Genomic DNA, 16,645 nt, shown 5'->3' with positions numbered 1-16,645 from the left:
CACTCGTTTACGCCGTGTGTGTACCGCTCTGCTGGCGGGCGCGCTGCTCGGTCTCACCGCGCCACAGGCGGAAGCCGCGACAACACCACCACCGGACACCGACACCACCGTCCGCACCCAGCAAGGCTGGGTGCGGGGTGAGGCCACCGCGGCCGGGCGCCGGTTCCTCGGGATTCCGTACGCCGCACCGCCTGTCGGTGCGTTGCGCTGGCGGCCTCCGAAGGCCGTGGCGCCCTGGTCCGGGGTGCGGGACGCCACCGCCTTCGGGCACCGTTGCGTTCAGGCCGCCGGCTGGGACCCGGGCTATGAGAAGCCCACCCACACCGAGGACTGCCTCAACCTCAATGTGTACAGTCCGGCCGCCGCCCGCCCCGGCCGTAAGCTCCCGGTCATGGTCTGGCTGCACGGCGGCGGGCTCACCGGCGGCGCAGGGGCCGACGTCGTCCCCGATACCTTCGCCGCGAAGGGTTCGGTCGTCGCCGTCACCCTCAACTACCGGCTGGGCGCGATGGGTTTCCTCGCCACACCGGGGCTCGACGAAGAGGCCGGGGACCGCGTCTCCGGCAACTTCGGCATGCAGGACCAGCAGGCGGCCCTGCGTTGGGTGCAGGCCAACATCGCGCGGTTCGGCGGCGATCCGGACCAGGTGACCATCGCGGGTGAATCGGCCGGCGGCCGCTCCGTCTGCACCCACCTCGCCTCGCCCACCGCTCGCGGTCTCTTCCACCGCGCGATCATCCAGAGCGGCGCCTACGGCGACTGCGGCGCGCGGACGCGCCGTGCCGCCGACGCCGACGGCACGTCCTTCGCCGCTTCCGTCGGCTGCAAGGACCCCGCGACGGCCCCGGCCTGCCTGCGCCGCACCCCCGCGAAAGACATTCTCGCCGCTCAGGCGGGACACGACTGGGGGCCGGTGACAGGTGGCTCCTTCCTTCCGGAACAGCCCGCCACCGCCTTCGCGAGCGGCCGCTACGCGAAGGTACCGGTGATCAACGGCGCCAACCGCGACGAAGGCACCCTCTTCGCCTTCGGCAGCTACGACGCCCAGGGCACACCGCTCACCGCCGAGCAGTATCCGCAGGCCCTGCGCACGTCGTACGGCCCCGAGACCGGTGAGAAGGCCCTCGCCCGCTACCCGCTCGCCGACTACCCGACGCCGACGCTCGCCTACGCCGCCACCGTCGGCGACCAGCTGATGGCCTGTCCGGCGCTGCGTCTCAACGACCGCCTCGGCGCGCGCACTCCGGTGTACGCATACGAGTTCGCCGACCGGACCTCACCGCCCTTCGAGTCGCTGCGCAACCTCGGCACCGACTTCCCCTTCGGCGCGACCCACGTCAACGAAGTGCAGTACCTCTTCCGGCACTTCGGGCACGACGCACCGCTCAACGCGGAACAGCGTGTACTGGCGGAGCAGATGACCGCCTACTGGACGGCCTTCATCCGCACCGGTAACCCGCATGTCGCCGGCGAGCCGGACCTTCCCGACCAACGCACCGAGCCGGGGCGCGCCCTCTCCCTGCGCACCGCGTCGGCGGGCGGCAATGCGGTGACCACCGCCCTCCACTCCGACCACCTGTGTGATCTCTGGGACGCGAGCTGAGTTCGCGCTCACCGGCGGGCTGCTCGGCACCTGAGCCATGGGGCCGCCGGCCGCCGGAGCGGCAGTCGCTCCGGCGGCCGGCGTCGCCGGTCAGCAGCGCTTCGAGCTGGCCGCCTGGACGGCCACCGGGTCCCCGGCCTTGCGCAGCGAGCCGACGGCCGCCGTGCATTCCTTCACCGTGGCGGTGCCGTCGGACCAGAATTCCTGGGCGTTGGTGTTCGTCCAGGCTCGGGTGCCGAGTATCTCGTCCTGTGAGTAGCTGTAGACGGCCGTACTGACGTCGTAGTCACCGGCCGTTTCCCGGAAGGAATCCCAGACCCACAGATAGCCGTAGTTCTGCCGGCACTTCGGCGAGTAGAACTGCTTCACCGAAGCGATCTTCACGCCTTGCCGGACGAGGTAGCCCGTTTGACCGATCGCATAGGCGTCGCTGCACACACCGGCCGCCTGCGCCCGTGTGCTGAGCGGATTTCCGGCGGCCGAGGGAGCGGTGGACTTGGCCACGAACCGTTCCGACGGGGCGGGCGCCGGGCCGCTCCCCGCCATCGCGGAGCCGGCCGGCACGAGCGCGAACACACAGGTCAGCCCGACGAGGACACGCTTCGCATTTCTCACGGCAGAATGCCTCCTTGAATTCACACAGGGCATAAGAATTTCCGCTTCGGCATCGATGCGGAACAATTCGATCCGATCCGGCGGAATTCTTCGATTATCCAAGGAGACCGGCGATCTCCGGAAAGGGTTGTGCGCCTGCCCGCCAGTGCTCACGAAAGGCACATAAACAGGAGGGGGAATTCCGGAAATCGCCGAATCAATCGTCGCCCTTCCGCTTCGGGGACGGCTCGGCGGCGCCGGGCTCGAGCGGCGGGGCGGACACCCCGCAGTGGTAGGCGCACGGGGCGCGCTCCGGGGTGCGGGAGCGCACCGTGAGCCAGGCGAGGGCCGCGCCGGCGATCAGGAGTGCCGCGCAGAGCAGGAGGGACCGCCGGTAGGCCGTGGCGAACGCGGTGGGTGAGAGGTACGTTTCCGGGCCCATTCCTGCCAGGAGGGGCAGGGCCGCCACGGCGAGCAGGCCGGCCGCGCGTGCCGCGGCGTTGTTGACGCCGCTGGCCAGTCCGGCGCGGGCGACGTCGACGGAGGCCAGCACGGTGGCAGTGAGCGGCGCGACCAGGAGGGCCATGCCGCAGCCCAGGACCGTCATGGCGGGCAGGACGTCGGCGCGGTAGGAGGCATGGGTGCCGGCCCGCGTCATCAGCAGCATCCCCGCGGCGCACAGCAGTGGGCCGACGACGAGCGGGATGCGCGGGCCGATGCGCTGCGCCAGTTCACCGGAGCGGGCCGAGAGCAGCAGCATCAGCACGGTGGTGGGGAGCAGTGCGGTTCCGGCGGCGAGCGCCGAGTAGCCCGCGGCCACCTGGAGGTACAGCACGGTGAGGAAGAAGAAGCCGCCGAAGGCCGCATAGACGCAGACGGTCACCGCATTGACGGCGGTGAACTGCCGCAGTGTGAAGAGCCACGGCGGCAGCATGGGGTCGGGGTGGTGCCGCTCGACCCGGAGGAAGGCGACCGCGAGAAGTACGCCGGCGGCCGCGGTGAGCAGTACGTCGGGTGCCGCGCCCCGGCCGGGAGCGGCGATCAGGGCATAGGTCACCGCGCCGAGCGCCACCGCGCCCAGGGCGGCGCCCAGTACATCGAAGCGGCCGTGCGTGGCGGGGTCCCGGGTTTCGGGCACATGGCGCGCGGCGATCGGCACGCAGGCCGCCGCCAGTGGCACGTTCAGGAAGAACACCCAGCGCCAGCCGGGGCCGTCCACCAGCCAGCCGCCGAGGAAGGGGCCGATCGCGGTGGCCACGCCGCCCAGGCCGGACCACGCGCCGACCGCCCGGGACCGGTCGTCGGGGTGGAAGACGGCCTGGATGAGGGCGAGCGAACCGGGGGTGAGCAGGGCGCCGCCGATGCCTTGGAGGGCCCGGGCGACGAGGAGTACCGCGGCGTTGGGTGCCAGTCCGCACAGCAGAGAGGCCGCGGCGAACCACACCATGCCGATGAGGAAGATCCGGCGCCGCCCGTAGCGGTCGCCGAGGGCGCCGCCGAGCAGGAGCAGGGCGGCCAGGGTGAGCAGATAGGCGTTGACGGTCCACTGCAGGACGGCCAAGGGGGTGTTCAGATCGGTGCCGATACGGGGCAGGGCGACATTGACGACCGTACTGTCGAGCATCGCCATGCCCGAGCCGAGGACTGCCGTGAACAGGACCCAACGGCCCTGGGCGGTGGTCATCCGTACGGTGCCAGGTGCTGCGAGATGGCTCATGGAGTGAGCATGCACCCACTACCGAACAGAACCACCCGAACAGCCGTGAAACGCTGAACGCGCAGCACAACCGTGCCTCAATACCCGTATGCCATCGTTCTCCAAGAGGCGGCCGACGGGCCGGCGGTGTCTCGCGGCCGCCACGGCCCTTGCCGGCGTGCTGCCGGCCGCGGGGTGCGGCGGGCCGGACGCGCACGACGGCCACGACGGCCACAGCGCGTCGCCCCAGTCGTCCCGCACCACCGCGGCACGCGCGCTCCCCGGTATGCCCCCGGTGCTGAACCCCCATGACCTGTACGCGGCGGACCGGCCGAACAAGCTCTCTCCGGTGGTCAGGGACTTCCCGTCGCGGGTGTACGTACCCAACACCGAGTCGGACACCGTCAGTGTGATCGACCCCAGGACGTACAAGGTGACACGGACGATCCGCGTGGGGCGGCAGCCGCAGCATGTGGTGCCCTCCTGGGACCTGAAGACCCTGTGGGTCAACAACGACCTCGGCAACACCCTGACCGCGATCGACCCCGCCACCGGGAAGAAGGGCCGCACGGTCGACACGCACGACCCGTACAACCTCTACTTCACGCCCAATGGCAAATACGCGGTGGTCATGGCTTCGAAGGACCGCCAGGTGGTCTTCCGGGACCCGAGGACGCTGAAGGTGCGCAAGGCCCTCTCCGTCGACTGCGCCGGGGTCAATCACGCGGATTTCTCCCCCGACGGCCGGTACTTCATCGTCTCCTGCGAGTTCTCCGGTGAACTGCTCAAGGTCGACACGGCGCGGATGGCGGTCATCGCCAAGCAGCGCCTGCCCCGGAAGGGCTCGATGCCGCAGGACGTGAAGATCTCGCCGGACGGCAGGACCTGGTACGTGGCGGACATGATGTCCGACGGCGTGTGGGTGCTCAACGGCGACCGGTTCACCGAGCCCAGGCTGCTGCACACGGGTGAGGGCACCCACGGCCTGTATGTGAGCCGGGATTCGCGCACGATGTACATCTCGAACCGGGAGGAGGGCTCGGTCTCCCTCCTCGACTTCGACAGCGGCCGGCTCGTCGGCAAATGGCACCTCCGCGGCGGCGGCAGCCCGGACATGGGCGGTGTGTCGGCCGACGGCAAGGTGCTGTGGCTCTCGGGACGCTACGACGCCGAGGTGTACGCCATCGACACCCGGAGCGGGCGCACGCTGGCCAAGATTCCCGTGGGCCGCGGCCCGCACGGCCTCGCCGTCTATCCGCAGCCAGGGCGCTACTCCCTCGGACACACCGGGATTTTCCGGTGACCGCCGACCACCTCCCCGCAAATTTGCATCCAAAATTCGCATTTACTAGGCTCCCGGCATGCGCCTGACGAAGTCCACCGACCTCGCACTGCGAACGGTGATGTTCCTGGCCGTACGCGATACCGCGTCGACGGCCCGTGAAGTCGCGCAGGCAATGCAGGTGCCGCATTCGCATCTGGCCAAGGTCGCCGCGCGAATCCAACACCTCGGGGTCGTGGAAGGCCGCCGGGGACGGGGCGGCGGGCTCGCGCTCACCGCCGCGGGGCGGAGGGCGTCGGTCGGATGGCTGGTCAGAGAGCTGGAGGGGGTCGGCGATGTGGTCGACTGCGAGGGTGACCCACCCTGCCCGCTCGCCGGGGCCTGCCGGCTGCGCAGGGCACTGCGCGAGGCCCAGGAAGCGTTCTATGCCTCGCTGGACCCGCTGACCGTGGACGACCTCACCGCCTCACCGGCCGGTCCGGTACTCCTCACTCTGTCGAAGCCCTGAGCCACCGCGCCACCAGGGGCGCCACCCCTCAAGGACACTGCCCTTCAGGGGTGCCGCCCCCCACTCATAAATACGCATCTCAGATACAGATTCATTCAGATTCGGAGCCCCGTCATGCTCTCCCCCGCTTCGGCTGCCACCATCCGCGCCACCCTGCCCGCCGTCGGCGCGGCCATCGGAGACATCACCGAGCGGTTCTACGACCGGCTCTTCACCGCCCACCCGGAGCTGCTGCGGGACCTGTTCAACCGTGGCAACCAGGCGGCCGGGACCCAGCGGCAGGCCCTCGCGGGCGCCATCGCCGCCTTCGCCACCGCCCTCGTGGAACACCCCGAACAGCGCCCGGACGCCATGCTGGAGCGCATCGCGCACAAGCACGCCTCGCTCGGCGTCACCCCCGGCCAGTACGAGGTGGTGCACACCCACCTCTTCGCCGCCATCGTCGAGGTACTGGGTGACGCGGTCACCGACGAGGTCGCCGCCGCGTGGGACGAGGTCTACTGGCTGCTGGCGAACGGCCTCATCGCCATCGAGGCCCGGCTGTACGCCCGGCACGGCGTGCTGATGGGCGACACCTGGCGGTCCTGGGAGGTCACCGAGCGCACCCAGGAGACCGCGGACGTCGTCACCTTCCGCCTCCGCCCGGCCGACGGCGGCCCGCTGCCGACGGCACGCGCCGGCCAGTACGTCTCGGTGCGCGTCCCGCTCCAGGACGGCGCCCGCCAGATCCGTCAGTACAGCCTCTCCGGCGCCCCCGGCAAGGAGACCCGCACCATCACCGTCAAGCGCGACGGCGAGGTCTCGGCCCACCTCCACGACCACGTGCACGAGGGCGACCGGCTCGACGTGTCGGCCCCGTACGGCGATCTCGTACTGCCGGACGCCCGGACGCCGTTGCTCCTCGCGTCCGCCGGGATCGGCGTCACCCCGATGCTGGCCATGCTCGACCACCTCGCGGAGACCGAATACACCGCCCCCGTGACCGTCGTGCACGGCGACCGCTCCCCCGCCGACCACGCCCTGCGCACCGAACAGCGCGCCCTGGCCGGCAAGCTGCCGGACAGCGCGGTGCACTTCTGGTACGAAAACACCGAGGACGCCGAGCAGGGCGACCGCGCCGGTCTGGTGGATCTCAGCGACGTGACGCTGCCGGACGGGGTGCAGGCTTACCTGTGCGGTCCGCTGCCCTTCATGCGGGCCGTGCGCACCCAGCTGCTGGAGCGCGGTGTGCCCGCCTCGGCGATCCACTACGAGGTGTTCGGCCCCGACCTGTGGCTGGCGACCGCCTGAGCCGACCCGAGAGTGGTCACTCGAAGGCGGCGGCCGCCTCTCGCAGTGTTTTCGCCACCGTCTCCGGCGCGTCGGGGCCCGGCGCGCCGGGACGGTAGGTCACCGAGTGCAGCCGGCCGTCGTAGCGGAAGGTGCGGTGGCGCTCGTGCAGCGGCCAGGAGACCGGCGATTTGCGATCGATGCCGACGCTGATGCCCTGGAAGGGCGCCATGCCGATGAGCTGGTGCACACTGCCCGGCACCGGCCGCTCCGCGCCGTCCACGGTGAGGGCGAAGCGCCATCGCAGGCCCCGCTCCGCGGTGGCGGTGAGCAGGATGTCGCGGGTGCCGGGCGGTAGCGGCCCGGCATCCGTCTCGTGCAGCCGGCCGTACTCGTTGTAGGCGAAGTGCAGCCGGCCGCCCTCGACGTAGAGGCTGTAGCCGCCGCCCTGGTCACCGTGCGAGACAAGAACGCCCTGGTCGCCGTCGGCGTACGACTCCAGGCGGACCGCGACCTCGAAGGAGCGGAAGGCGATCAGCCGGGAGGAGCGGTAGCGCTCCAGCTCGGGGGTGCCGGGCAGCAGCCGCAGCTCGCGGGTGTAGCGCTCGTCGGCGGGGTGGCGGTGGGCGAGCGCGCCGCTGCCGTCGGGGAGCGGGAAGACGCCGTTGCGCCAGGCGGCCTCCTCCCACGCGGCCGCCAACTCCTTGACAATATCCGGGCGTTGGGCGGCCAGGTCATGGATCTCGGTGGGGTCGGTGCGGAGGTCGTACAGGGCCCACTCGGCGTCGTCATAGGGCGTGCCGGGGCGGTGCAGGGTGACGAGTTTGTGGCCGTCGCGGTAGTAGCTGCGGTTCCCGGTCATCTCGCAGTACTGCTCGGGGTGGGTGGAGCCGGCGGCCGGGTCGGCGAGGACCGGGGCGAAGCTCGCTCCGTCCACCTCCTGCAGGGGCACCCCGCGGCGCTCGTCCGGGCGCGGGGTCCCGGCGAGTTCGAGGAGGGTGGGGGTGATGTCGGTGACGTACTGGTACTGGGTGCGCAGCCCCTGTGCGAGGCGGCCGTCGCGGACGCCGCGCGGCCAGGACAGCACGAACGGTACGCGCACCCCGCCCGCGTAGGTGTGTCCCTTGTACAGGCGGAAGGGCGTGTTGGAGGCCATCCCCCAGCCGCGCGGGTAGTGCACGAGGCTGCGCGGGCCGCCGATGAGGTCCGGGTCGCGGTCGACGTCGGGTTCCCAGTCGCCGGGCAGCCGCGGGTGGTGCACGAAGCGGCTGAAGTAGGAGCGGGTGCCCTCCGCGCCGCCCTCGCCGGTGCCGCCGTTGTCGGAGGTGAAGACGATGACGGTGTTGTCGAGTTCGCCGAGGGCTTCGAGGGTGGCGGTGAGGCGGCCGAGGTTCTGGTCGATGTTGTCGACCATCGCCGCGTACACCTCCATGTAACGGGCGTAGCGGCGTTGCTGGTCCGCCGTGAGCGAGTCCCAGGCGGGTACGTCGAGTCCGGTTTCGCTGTTGCGGTCGGGCAGGGCGGTGCCGGGCGGGAAGAGGCCGGCTGCGAGCTGGGCGGCGAAGCGCTGGTCGCGCAGTGCGTCCCAGCCCTCGTCGTAGCGGCCGCGGTGCCGGGCGATGTCCTCCTCCTTGGCCTGGAGGGGGCCGTGCACGGCGTTGTGCGCGAGGTAGAGGAAGAAGGGTTTGTCGGGGTCGTGGGCGCGCAGCCCCTTGATCATGGAGAGGGCCTGGTCGGTGAGGTCGTCGGTGTAGTAGTACCCCTCGGGCAGCTCATCGACATCGAGGGGACTGTTGTCGCGCACGAGCTGGTGCGGATGGAAGAGGCTGGTCAGGCCCTCCAGAACGCCGTAGTAGCGGTCGAAGCCCTTCTGCAGCGGCCAGTTGGCGCGGTCGTCGGCGGCGTTGGAGGCCGAGTCGCGTACGAGGTGCCACTTGCCGACGGCGTAGGTGGCGTAGCCGCGGTCGTGCAGGAGTTCCGCGAGGGTGGGGATGTCCTCCGCGATCGTCATGCCGTAGCCGGGGAAGCCGGGGTCGGAGTTGGCCACGTGGGCGTAGCCGACGCGGTGCGGGTTGAGTCCGGTGAGGAGGGCGGCGCGGGCCGGGGAGCACAGCGGCATGGTGTGGTAGTTGGAGAGCCGTACGCCCTGGTCGGCGAGGTGGTCCAGGGTGGGAGTGGGGATCTCGGAGCCGAAGGGGCCGATGTCGCTGTAGCCCATGTCGTCCACGAGGACCACGACGATGTTGGGTGCGCCCGCGGGAGCGGTACGACGGGCGGGCCAGGCGGGCTCGGATGCGGCGAAGGTGCGGGCGATGTGTCCGGGGAAGCCTTCGTAGGGGTCGCGGCGGGGGGTCACGGTGTCTCCTCGGGTGGGCGGTGTGCTGTCATGCGGGCACTGCGCTCGGTGCGGGCCGTTCGTGCGGCGCGACGGGCACGGGCTCCGGGGCCGCCGCGAGCAGCGCCCGGGTGTAGGGGTCGCGCGGGTTCTCGCAGACCTCGTCGGCGCTGCCGGTCTCCACGATCCGTCCGTTGTGCATCACGGCGATGCGGTGGCTGACCTGCCGGACCACCGCGAGGTCGTGGGCGATGAAGACCAGCGCGAGCCCGAGGTCGCGCTGCAGGTCACCGAGGAGGTTGACGATCCCTGCCTGAAGTGAAACGTCCAGCGCGGAGACGGGTTCGTCGCAGATCAGCACGGTGGGTTCGGGTGCCAGGGCGCGGGCGATGCCGATGCGCTGCCGCTGGCCGCCGGAGAAGGCGCGCGGGTGACGGGCGGCCGCCGACGGGTCGAGGCCGACCTGCCGCAGCAGCTCGGCGACCCGCTGTTCCCGCGTCCGGCGGTCGCCGAGACCGAGGGAAATCAGCGGCTCGGCCACCACCTGACCCACCGTCATGCGGGGGTTGAGGGAGGCGTACGGATCCTGGAACACCATCTGGACGGCGCGCCGTACCTCGCGCAACTCCGTGCGCGAGGGCCGGGTAATGTCCTGGCCGCGCAGCCGCAGCGTGCCGCCGTCCGAGGGGTGCGCGTGGGCGAGGACCCGGGCCAGGGTCGACTTCCCCGAGCCGGACTCGCCGACGATGCCGAGGGTCTCCCCCGCCGCGAGGGTGAGGGACACCCCGTCCAGCGCCGTGAAGCCCTTCGTGCGCCCGGTGAGGCCCCGCCCCCGGTACACCTTGCGGATGTTCTCGGCGGCCAGCACAGTACTGCCGGGCGCCGGGCGGTCGATGCGTTCCGGCGCGGCGGGGCCGGATAGTGGTTCGGTACGCGCGGCAGCCGGCGGGCACGCGGCGCGTACTCCGTCGTCAAGGGTGACGAGCCGGGGCCGGGCGGTGCGGCAGCCGTCCTCGGCGAAGGCGCACCGCTCCGCGAAGGCGCAGCCCTCCGTCGGCCGTGCGGGTTCGGGCGGACTGCCGGGAATGCCGGTCAGCCGGGTGCCCGAGGGCGCGGAGAGCCGCGGTACGGCGGCGAGCAGTCCGGCGGTGTAGGGGTGGCGCGGCCGGGTGAGCACCCGGTCGGTGGGGCCGTCCTCGACAACGGAGCCGCCGTACATCACCAGGACGCGGGCGCAGGTGCGGGCCACCACGCCCATGTTGTGGGAGATGAGGACGAGTGCGGTGCCGGTGCGCCGGTTGAGATCGGTGAGCAGGTTCAGGATCTGGTCCTGGACGGTGGCGTCGAGGGCCGTGGTGGGTTCGTCGGCGATCAGGACGTCCGGTTCGCCGGCGAGGGCCATGGCGATGAGGATGCGCTGCCGCTGGCCTCCGGAGAACCGGTGCGGGTGGTCGTCGAGGCGCCGCTCCGGGTCGGGAATGCCGACGAGGCCGAGGAGCTCGGCGGCGCGGGCCCGGCGCGCGGCCCGGTCGCCGTATCCATGCGCGCGAAGCACCTCGTCCAGGTGTCTGCCTGCGGTGAGCACCGGGTTCAGGGAGGTCATCGGGTCCTGGAAGATCATGCCGATACGGGCACCGCGCACGGTGCGCAGTCGGCGTTCGTCGGCCGCCACCAGGTCCTCGCCGTCGAGGAGGACGGAGCCGCCGGTGACCCGTCCGGTGCCGGGCAGCATCCGGGCCATCGCAAACGCGGTCGTCGACTTGCCGGAGCCGGATTCCCCGACGATGGCAAGGGCCTCGCCGCGCCGCAGTGTGAACGACACGTCGCGCACGGCCTGTACCGGTCTGCCGTCGGGCCCGGTGAACTGGACGGAGAGGTCCCGTACTTCGAGTAGTTCGGCGTCGGTCCTCGCGGCCCGCTCACCGGCCGGGGTGCTGGACTGGGCGGTGGTCATCGGCGTATCTCCCGGTTCAGGGCATCGGCCACCAGCGAGAGGCCGAGGACGAGCGCGGTCACCGCGAGCAGCGGCCCCGCGGCGAACTGCGGAGCGTCGGCGAGGTAAGGCATGGACTGGTTCAGCACGCTGCCGAGGGTGGGTTCCGGTGGCCGGACGCCGACGCCGAGGAAGCTCATCGCCCCTTCCAGGAAAACCGCGACGGTGAGCGAGAGGGCGAGCTGCACGACGAGCGGGTCGGCGGCGTTGGGCAGGATGTGGCGGACCAGTGCGCGGGAGGCGGACGTACCGCCGACACGTGCGGCGACGACATACTCCCGTTCCCGCTGGACGAGGATGCCGCCGCGCAACTGCCGCCCGAATACTGGGATTTCGGCGACGGCGATCACCAGGATCACGGGCAGCCGCCCCGGACCGAGCACGGCGGTGACGGCGAGCGCGAGGATCAGTCCGGGGAAGGCGAGGATCAGGTCGAAGACGCGTTGCACTACCGTGTCGGCGACCGGGTGGGCGGCCGCGAGCAGCGCGAAGAGGCAGCCGAGCAGGGCGCCGAGCGGTACGGCCAGGGCAATGACGCCGAGGTCGGTGCGGATGCCGTACAGCACCCGGCTGAGCAGGTCGCGGCCGAGGTCGTCGGTGCCGAGCGGATGGCCGTTGGTACCGGGCGTGGCGAGGCCCAGGCCGCTCTGCGCGGTGGGGTCGTGGCCGCTCAGCAGGGGCGCGAGGAGGCCGCCGAGGACGATCAGCAGGACGAGGGCGAGGCCGGTGAGGCCGCGCGGGGTGCGCAGCGCAGCCAGGTACGGGTGGCGTCGGGCCGGCGCCCTGCGGGCGGCGGGCGCGGTGCTCGGGGTGGCACCGGCGGTCGGTGTGAGGGTGGTCATGGCAGGTCACTCCCACCTGATCCGGGGGTCGAGCCAGGCGTAGACGAGGTCGGTGAGCAGTTGGACGAGGACGAAGACGGTGACCAGGAGGAGGAGCAGGTCCTGGACGACCGGGTAGTCGCGGCGGACGAGGCCCTGTTCGGCGAGCTGGCCGAGCCCCGGCCAGGCGAAGATGGCCTCCACCAGCACGGCGCCGCCCAGGAGTTGGCCGATCTGCATGCCGAGGACGGTGACGACCGGCGGCAGTGCGTTGGGCAGTGCGTGCCGCCACAGCAGCCTGCGCGGCGGGACACCCGCCGCGGTGGCGGTGCGGACGTACTCCTCGCCGAGGGTCCGCTCGATGCCGTCCTTGAGGTAGCGACCGAGGACGGCGGCGCTGGGCAGGGCGAGGCACAGCGACGGCAGCAGCAGGTACTGCACGGAGAGGTCGGGCGCTTCGAGCAGTGGCACCCGCCCGCCGGAGGGCAGGAGGCGGACGGCCACCGAGAAGACGAGCACGAGCAGGACGCCGGTGACGAAGGGCGGCACGGACAGTGCGCCGGTGGTGGCGACGCGGACGGCGGTACGGACCCCACCACGGCGAGACGTCGCGCCGAGCACACCGAAGGCGGTGCCGAGAAGGACGGTGAACAGCAGGGCGCCCAGGGTCAGTTCGACGGTGGCGCCCAGTCCTCCGGTGATGAGGTCGGCAGTGTCGCCGCCGATCACGTACGAGGGACCGAGGTCACCGCTGACCAGTCCGCCGATCCAGGAGCCGTACTGGGCGAGCAGGGGCTCGTTCAGCCCCAGCCGCTCGCGGATGGCGGCAACGGTGGCGGCGTCGGCGTCCGGCCCGGCGAGGGCGCTCGCGGGGTCGCCGGGGACCAGCCGCAGAATGCCGAAGATCAGGAAGGAGGCGAGAAGGAGGACGAGGAGAGCGGACGGCAGCCGCTTGAGGAGGTAGCTGCGCATGATCACACCAAGTAGGCGTCGTCGAGGTTCAAGTACAGGAACTTGTTGAGCGTGGCGCCGCGCAGCTTGCTGCTGGCGACCTGCACACTCCCCTGGACGACGAGGTCGATGATGAACGCCTCGTCGAGCAGGACGTCGGAGACGCGTTGTTCCAGGGCGTGCTGCCGTGCGGTGCCCGCTCCGGCGGCCGTCCACGCCTCCCGCACCACCTCCGTGTAGTGCTCCGAGCGGTACTTGGAGGTGTTCTTGGCCTCGTTGAAGGGGTACGCACTCACGGCGAGGGTGGCGGGCTGCACCTGCGCGAAGCCGTGGTCCATGGTCCACAGGGCCGGCATGTCCTGCGAGATGAGCTTCTTCTGCGCGGTGGCCGGGTCGGTGGGCTGCAGTGTGACGCGGACGCCCGCCTGCTGGAGGTCGTACTGCACGGCCTCGGCGATGGCCGTGGATTCGGGCGAGTTGAGGTGCAGCAGGGGTGCCGTGAGCCGGCTGTGGCCTGCGGATTTCAGCAGTCGGCGGGCCTTCGCGGGGTCGTAGGTGTAGTGGGTGCGGTTGGCCTCGGTATAAGCCGGGGACGACTTGGGCCAGGGTGCGGCGGAGGCCAGGCCGTAGCCGCCGAGGGACTGTTTCAGGATCCGCTCGCGGTCCACCGACCAGGCCAGCGCCTGCCGGACGGTCTTGTCGTCGAAGGGCGGGATGGTGGTGTTGACGCCGAGATAGCTGGCGCCGGCGCCCGTGTCGTACGTGGTGACCACGAGGTCGGGGTTGTCCCTGACCGTGCGGATGCTCTTCCCGGGCACCTGGAAGGACAGCTGGGACTGGCCGGAGCGGAGGGACGAGATCAGGGCCTCGGCCTGCGGTATGACGCGCAGTTCCACCGCGTCGAGGTAGGGGCGTCCGGGCTTGAAGTACCTGTCGTTGCGGGTCAGGCTCAGGCTGGAGCCGGGGCTCCACTTCTTCAGCCGGAAGGGGCCGGTGCCGTTGAGCGTCTTGCCGGTGACGGCCTGCGCGACGGTGCACCGATCCGGGATGATCATGAACTCGAAGAGGTCGAAGAGGTTGGTCACCGGATGGGCCAGCTTCAGCACCAGCTCGTGGTCACCGCGCTTCTCGAAGCCGGCGACGGCGGCAGCGGTGGCTCTCAACTGGGCCGCGTGCTGCGGGTCCTGCAGGTTCCGCACCGCGAAGATGACGTCGTCAGCGGTGAACCGGCGGCCGTCGTGGTACGTCACATCGCCCCTGAGCCGCAGGGTGATGCTGCGGCCGTCCTTCGCGTACGTCCACGACGTGGCGAGTTCCGGATGCGGCTTCAGCGCGTCGTCGTACCGGGTGAGAGTGTTGAACAGCAGCCGGTTCTGGAGGGGTTGGGAACTCTGGGAGAACAGCAGGCTCGGAGTGAAGTCGCTGTTGATGGCCACGCTGACGGTGCCGCCCCGGCTGGGACCGCTGTCGTCGTCGGCCCGGTGGCTCGAAGCGGACACCGCCGAACGGCAGCCGGTCAGGACCGATCCGAGCAGCAGGGCGCCGGCGCCGGTGGCACGCAGGGCGCTGCGCCGGGAGGGGTGGGGAGACGGAGAAGGGTACGGCTCGGTCATGGGGCCTGCCTGATGACGAGGTGATGGCGTGGAGGGCCGGTGCCCGAAAGTTCATTTCGCTGCGGCAGCAATCAATGGCTGACGAGGCTCACACCGGACGGCTGAGGAACATGCAACGGCCCGACACCCGCGTGAAGGCAGGGGATGGCCTCAAGGCATGGTGAGAAAGGAGGGGGAATCGACTCAGACGGCACAGACCGCGCTGGCCTGCCGACAGAGGTCGACGTGCCTGCGGGCGATGAGGCGCATGTCCGGATTCACGCGAGCAATATGACAGTGACTCCCACGACCGGTCAACCGACGTCCATTGCCGACGCACCGTCAGTTGTTGCACCCGTGTGTACCTCGTATGTCGACCGCGCCGCGAGAGCCCGCAGAGGCCGCCTGAACAGGGGATTCAGTACGACGGTGCCGGCCGCGACCGGCAGTACCTCGCGTCCGGCATGTGGACTCACGATGCGTTCCGGGTCGTCGCACACGTGCGACAGATCGACCGCCGCGCCCCGGATCTCCGCCAAGTACCCCGGTTCCCGGCCACTGGAGATCTCGGTGATCACTACGAGGTCGGGGTTGAGCACATCGAGCAGGAGCGCGGTGGCGCGCCCCACGGCCCTGGCCCGCTCGCGCAGCAGCCGGTCGGCCCGTGCGTCCCCGGCCGCCGCGGCCTCCACCAGCAGCGCGGCGTCCGGCTCGGGAATGATGCCGCGGCGCACCGCCGTACGCGCCGTCGCGGTGTCGGAAGCCGTCGCCCCGAGACAGCCGACGCGCCCGCAGTCGCAGGCCACCGTCGAGTCGGGCACCGGCAGATGGGCCACGTCACCGGCGCCCGCACGCGGCCCGCGGTGCACCACACCCGCGATACCGACCGCGGCGTCGACCACGTTGCCGATGAAGAGATGCACCAGGCTGCGGCGGGCCGCCGGCCGCCCGAACAGGATCTCTGACTGGGCAATGGCACGGGCGTGGTTGTCGACCGCGGCCGGCAGGCCCAGCCGCGCGGCGAGGGCGCTGCCGAGCGGGCGGCTCCGCCAGCCCAGCAGGTCGTGCCGGACCACGGTGCCCTCACGCGGCTCGATCCAGCCGCCCATCGCCGCGCCCACCCCGAGCAGCGGCCGCCCGGGCGCGGCTGTCGCGACGAACTCCCGCAGCCCGCCCAGTACATGCTCCTGAAGATGCTCGGCGGCGATCCCCTCGTGGGGGAACACCTCCTTGGCCAGCACCGTGCCACGCAGGTCCACGATGCCGAACGTCGAGGCGGGCACGCCGATGTGCACCCCCGCCGCGACCGGTCCGCCGTCGGCGGTGTGCAGGTCGACGGGAATCTGGGGGCGGCCCACACCGCCGCTTTCGGCGCGGCCCGGCACCTCGCGCGCCAGGCCGAGCCGGGCGAGGTCGGTGCACTGCCGGGAGACGGCCGCGGGGCTGAGCCCGGACAGCCTGGCGATGCCACTGCGCGCCACGGGGCCGTGATCGAGCACCGTCCTCAGCACGGCGGCGGCGTTGGCCTCGCGGCGTCCGTCACCCGCCATGCGCGGACCGGGGGTGGCAGGTGTCATCGATCGGCCTTCCTGGTTTTCCTATGTCCTATGTGGTGTGCACATTGCCGCAGTTGGTTTTCACATTGCCGCAGCGTGAAATCCCTGCGCCGGGACGACGGCGGGGCGGCAGTGGGCGCCCGAGCGGCCCCCCGCTTCCGGTTCCGTCCCAGCGCTTCGGTAATCGTCGCTGGTCAGGACCGTTTTCGCAGCCGTACGCCGATGACGCAACGGCCCCGGCTCAGAGGCCGATTGAACCATCAGGCAGCGCTGTGTGGGGAGTCCGCGACCGCTTGACGCGCCTTCGCGGACGCTGCGACGCTCCCGGTCATTCCTTCCGCTCCGAATCGAATTCCAAGTCGAATCGAGCCCGGACGACCTCCACCTCCGCCTCCGTCTCCACCTCCACCATCACCTCCGTCTCCGCCTCCACCTCCGCCTCCGC

13 protein-coding genes are annotated in these 16,645 nt (G+C 71.2%); 4 read left to right on the top strand and 9 right to left on the bottom strand.

Features of this window, described 5'->3' with window-relative positions; all coding sequences use genetic code 11:
• Positions 1-16 precede the first annotated feature (16 nt).
• Complete coding sequence (locus CCS38_RS24100; RefSeq protein WP_223735387.1) at positions 17-1,603, top strand: carboxylesterase/lipase family protein; 1,587 nt, start codon at positions 17-19, stop codon at positions 1,601-1,603.
• Positions 1,604-1,693: 90 nt separating this feature from the next.
• On the opposite strand, the gene CCS38_RS24095 is transcribed toward CCS38_RS24100, so the two are convergent.
• Both CCS38_RS24095 and CCS38_RS24090 read right to left on the bottom strand, forming a co-directional pair.
• Positions 1,694-2,218: a hypothetical protein gene (locus CCS38_RS24095; RefSeq protein WP_372457139.1), complete on the bottom strand. Its 525-nt coding sequence runs from the start codon at positions 2,216-2,218 to the stop codon at positions 1,694-1,696.
• A 196-nt stretch (positions 2,219-2,414) separates the two neighbouring features.
• Positions 2,415-3,914, bottom strand: coding sequence for an MFS transporter (locus CCS38_RS24090; RefSeq protein WP_223735386.1), 1,500 nt, complete (start codon positions 3,912-3,914; stop codon positions 2,415-2,417).
• A gap of 88 nt (positions 3,915-4,002) precedes the next feature.
• On the opposite strand from CCS38_RS24090, the gene CCS38_RS24085 reads away from it, so the two are divergent.
• The 3 genes from CCS38_RS24085 to CCS38_RS24075 all read left to right on the top strand — a co-directional run bounded on the left by CCS38_RS24085 (position 4,003) and on the right by CCS38_RS24075 (position 6,973).
• The gene (locus CCS38_RS24085) at positions 4,003-5,196 is read left to right on the top strand and encodes a YncE family protein (RefSeq protein WP_223735385.1); all 1,194 of its coding nucleotides are present in this window, start codon (positions 4,003-4,005) and stop codon (positions 5,194-5,196) included.
• 58 nt (positions 5,197-5,254) lie between these two features.
• Positions 5,255-5,683 carry an RrF2 family transcriptional regulator gene (locus CCS38_RS24080; protein WP_223735384.1) on the top strand — a complete coding sequence of 143 codons (429 nt, stop codon included), beginning with the start codon at positions 5,255-5,257 and terminating at the stop codon, positions 5,681-5,683.
• A gap of 114 nt (positions 5,684-5,797) precedes the next feature.
• A complete protein-coding gene (locus tag CCS38_RS24075; protein WP_223735383.1) occupies positions 5,798-6,973 on the top strand; it encodes a globin domain-containing protein in 1,176 nt (391 codons plus the stop codon).
• 16 nt (positions 6,974-6,989) lie between these two features.
• On the opposite strand, the gene CCS38_RS24070 is transcribed toward CCS38_RS24075, so the two are convergent.
• The 7 genes from CCS38_RS24070 to CCS38_RS24045 form a co-directional block, all read right to left on the bottom strand.
• Positions 6,990-9,308 (bottom strand): arylsulfatase, encoded by a 2,319-nt coding sequence (locus tag CCS38_RS24070; protein ID WP_223735382.1) that lies wholly within the window; start codon positions 9,306-9,308, stop codon positions 6,990-6,992.
• A 28-nt stretch (positions 9,309-9,336) separates the two neighbouring features.
• The gene (locus tag CCS38_RS24065) at positions 9,337-11,241 is read right to left on the bottom strand and encodes a dipeptide ABC transporter ATP-binding protein (protein WP_223735381.1); all 1,905 of its coding nucleotides are present in this window, start codon (positions 11,239-11,241) and stop codon (positions 9,337-9,339) included.
• Positions 11,238-12,122: an ABC transporter permease gene (locus CCS38_RS24060; RefSeq protein ID WP_223735380.1), complete on the bottom strand. Its 885-nt coding sequence runs from the start codon at positions 12,120-12,122 to the stop codon at positions 11,238-11,240. The genes CCS38_RS24065 and CCS38_RS24060 overlap by 4 nt, the downstream gene beginning before the upstream one ends.
• A 6-nt stretch (positions 12,123-12,128) precedes the next feature.
• Positions 12,129-13,073, bottom strand: a complete 945-nt coding sequence (locus tag CCS38_RS24055; RefSeq protein WP_223735379.1) for an ABC transporter permease — start codon at positions 13,071-13,073, stop codon at positions 12,129-12,131.
• 2 nt (positions 13,074-13,075) lie between these two features.
• Entirely contained in the window at positions 13,076-14,665 is a 1,590-nt protein-coding gene (locus tag CCS38_RS24050) for an ABC transporter substrate-binding protein (RefSeq protein ID WP_223735378.1), read from the bottom strand.
• A gap of 183 nt (positions 14,666-14,848) precedes the next feature.
• Positions 14,849-14,914 (bottom strand): putative leader peptide, encoded by a 66-nt coding sequence (locus CCS38_RS35755; RefSeq protein ID WP_372457141.1) that lies wholly within the window; start codon positions 14,912-14,914, stop codon positions 14,849-14,851.
• 44 nt (positions 14,915-14,958) lie between these two features.
• Positions 14,959-16,221, bottom strand: a complete 1,263-nt coding sequence (locus CCS38_RS24045) for an ROK family transcriptional regulator (RefSeq protein WP_223735377.1) — start codon at positions 16,219-16,221, stop codon at positions 14,959-14,961.
• Between the last annotated feature and the right edge of the window lie 424 nt (positions 16,222-16,645).

The sequence above is a fragment of the Streptomyces purpurogeneiscleroticus genome, from assembly GCF_020024005.1.
Classification (GTDB): Bacteria; Actinomycetota; Actinomycetes; order Streptomycetales; family Streptomycetaceae; genus Streptomyces; species Streptomyces purpurogeneiscleroticus.
This window is presented reverse-complemented; position numbering and strand designations above follow the sequence as displayed.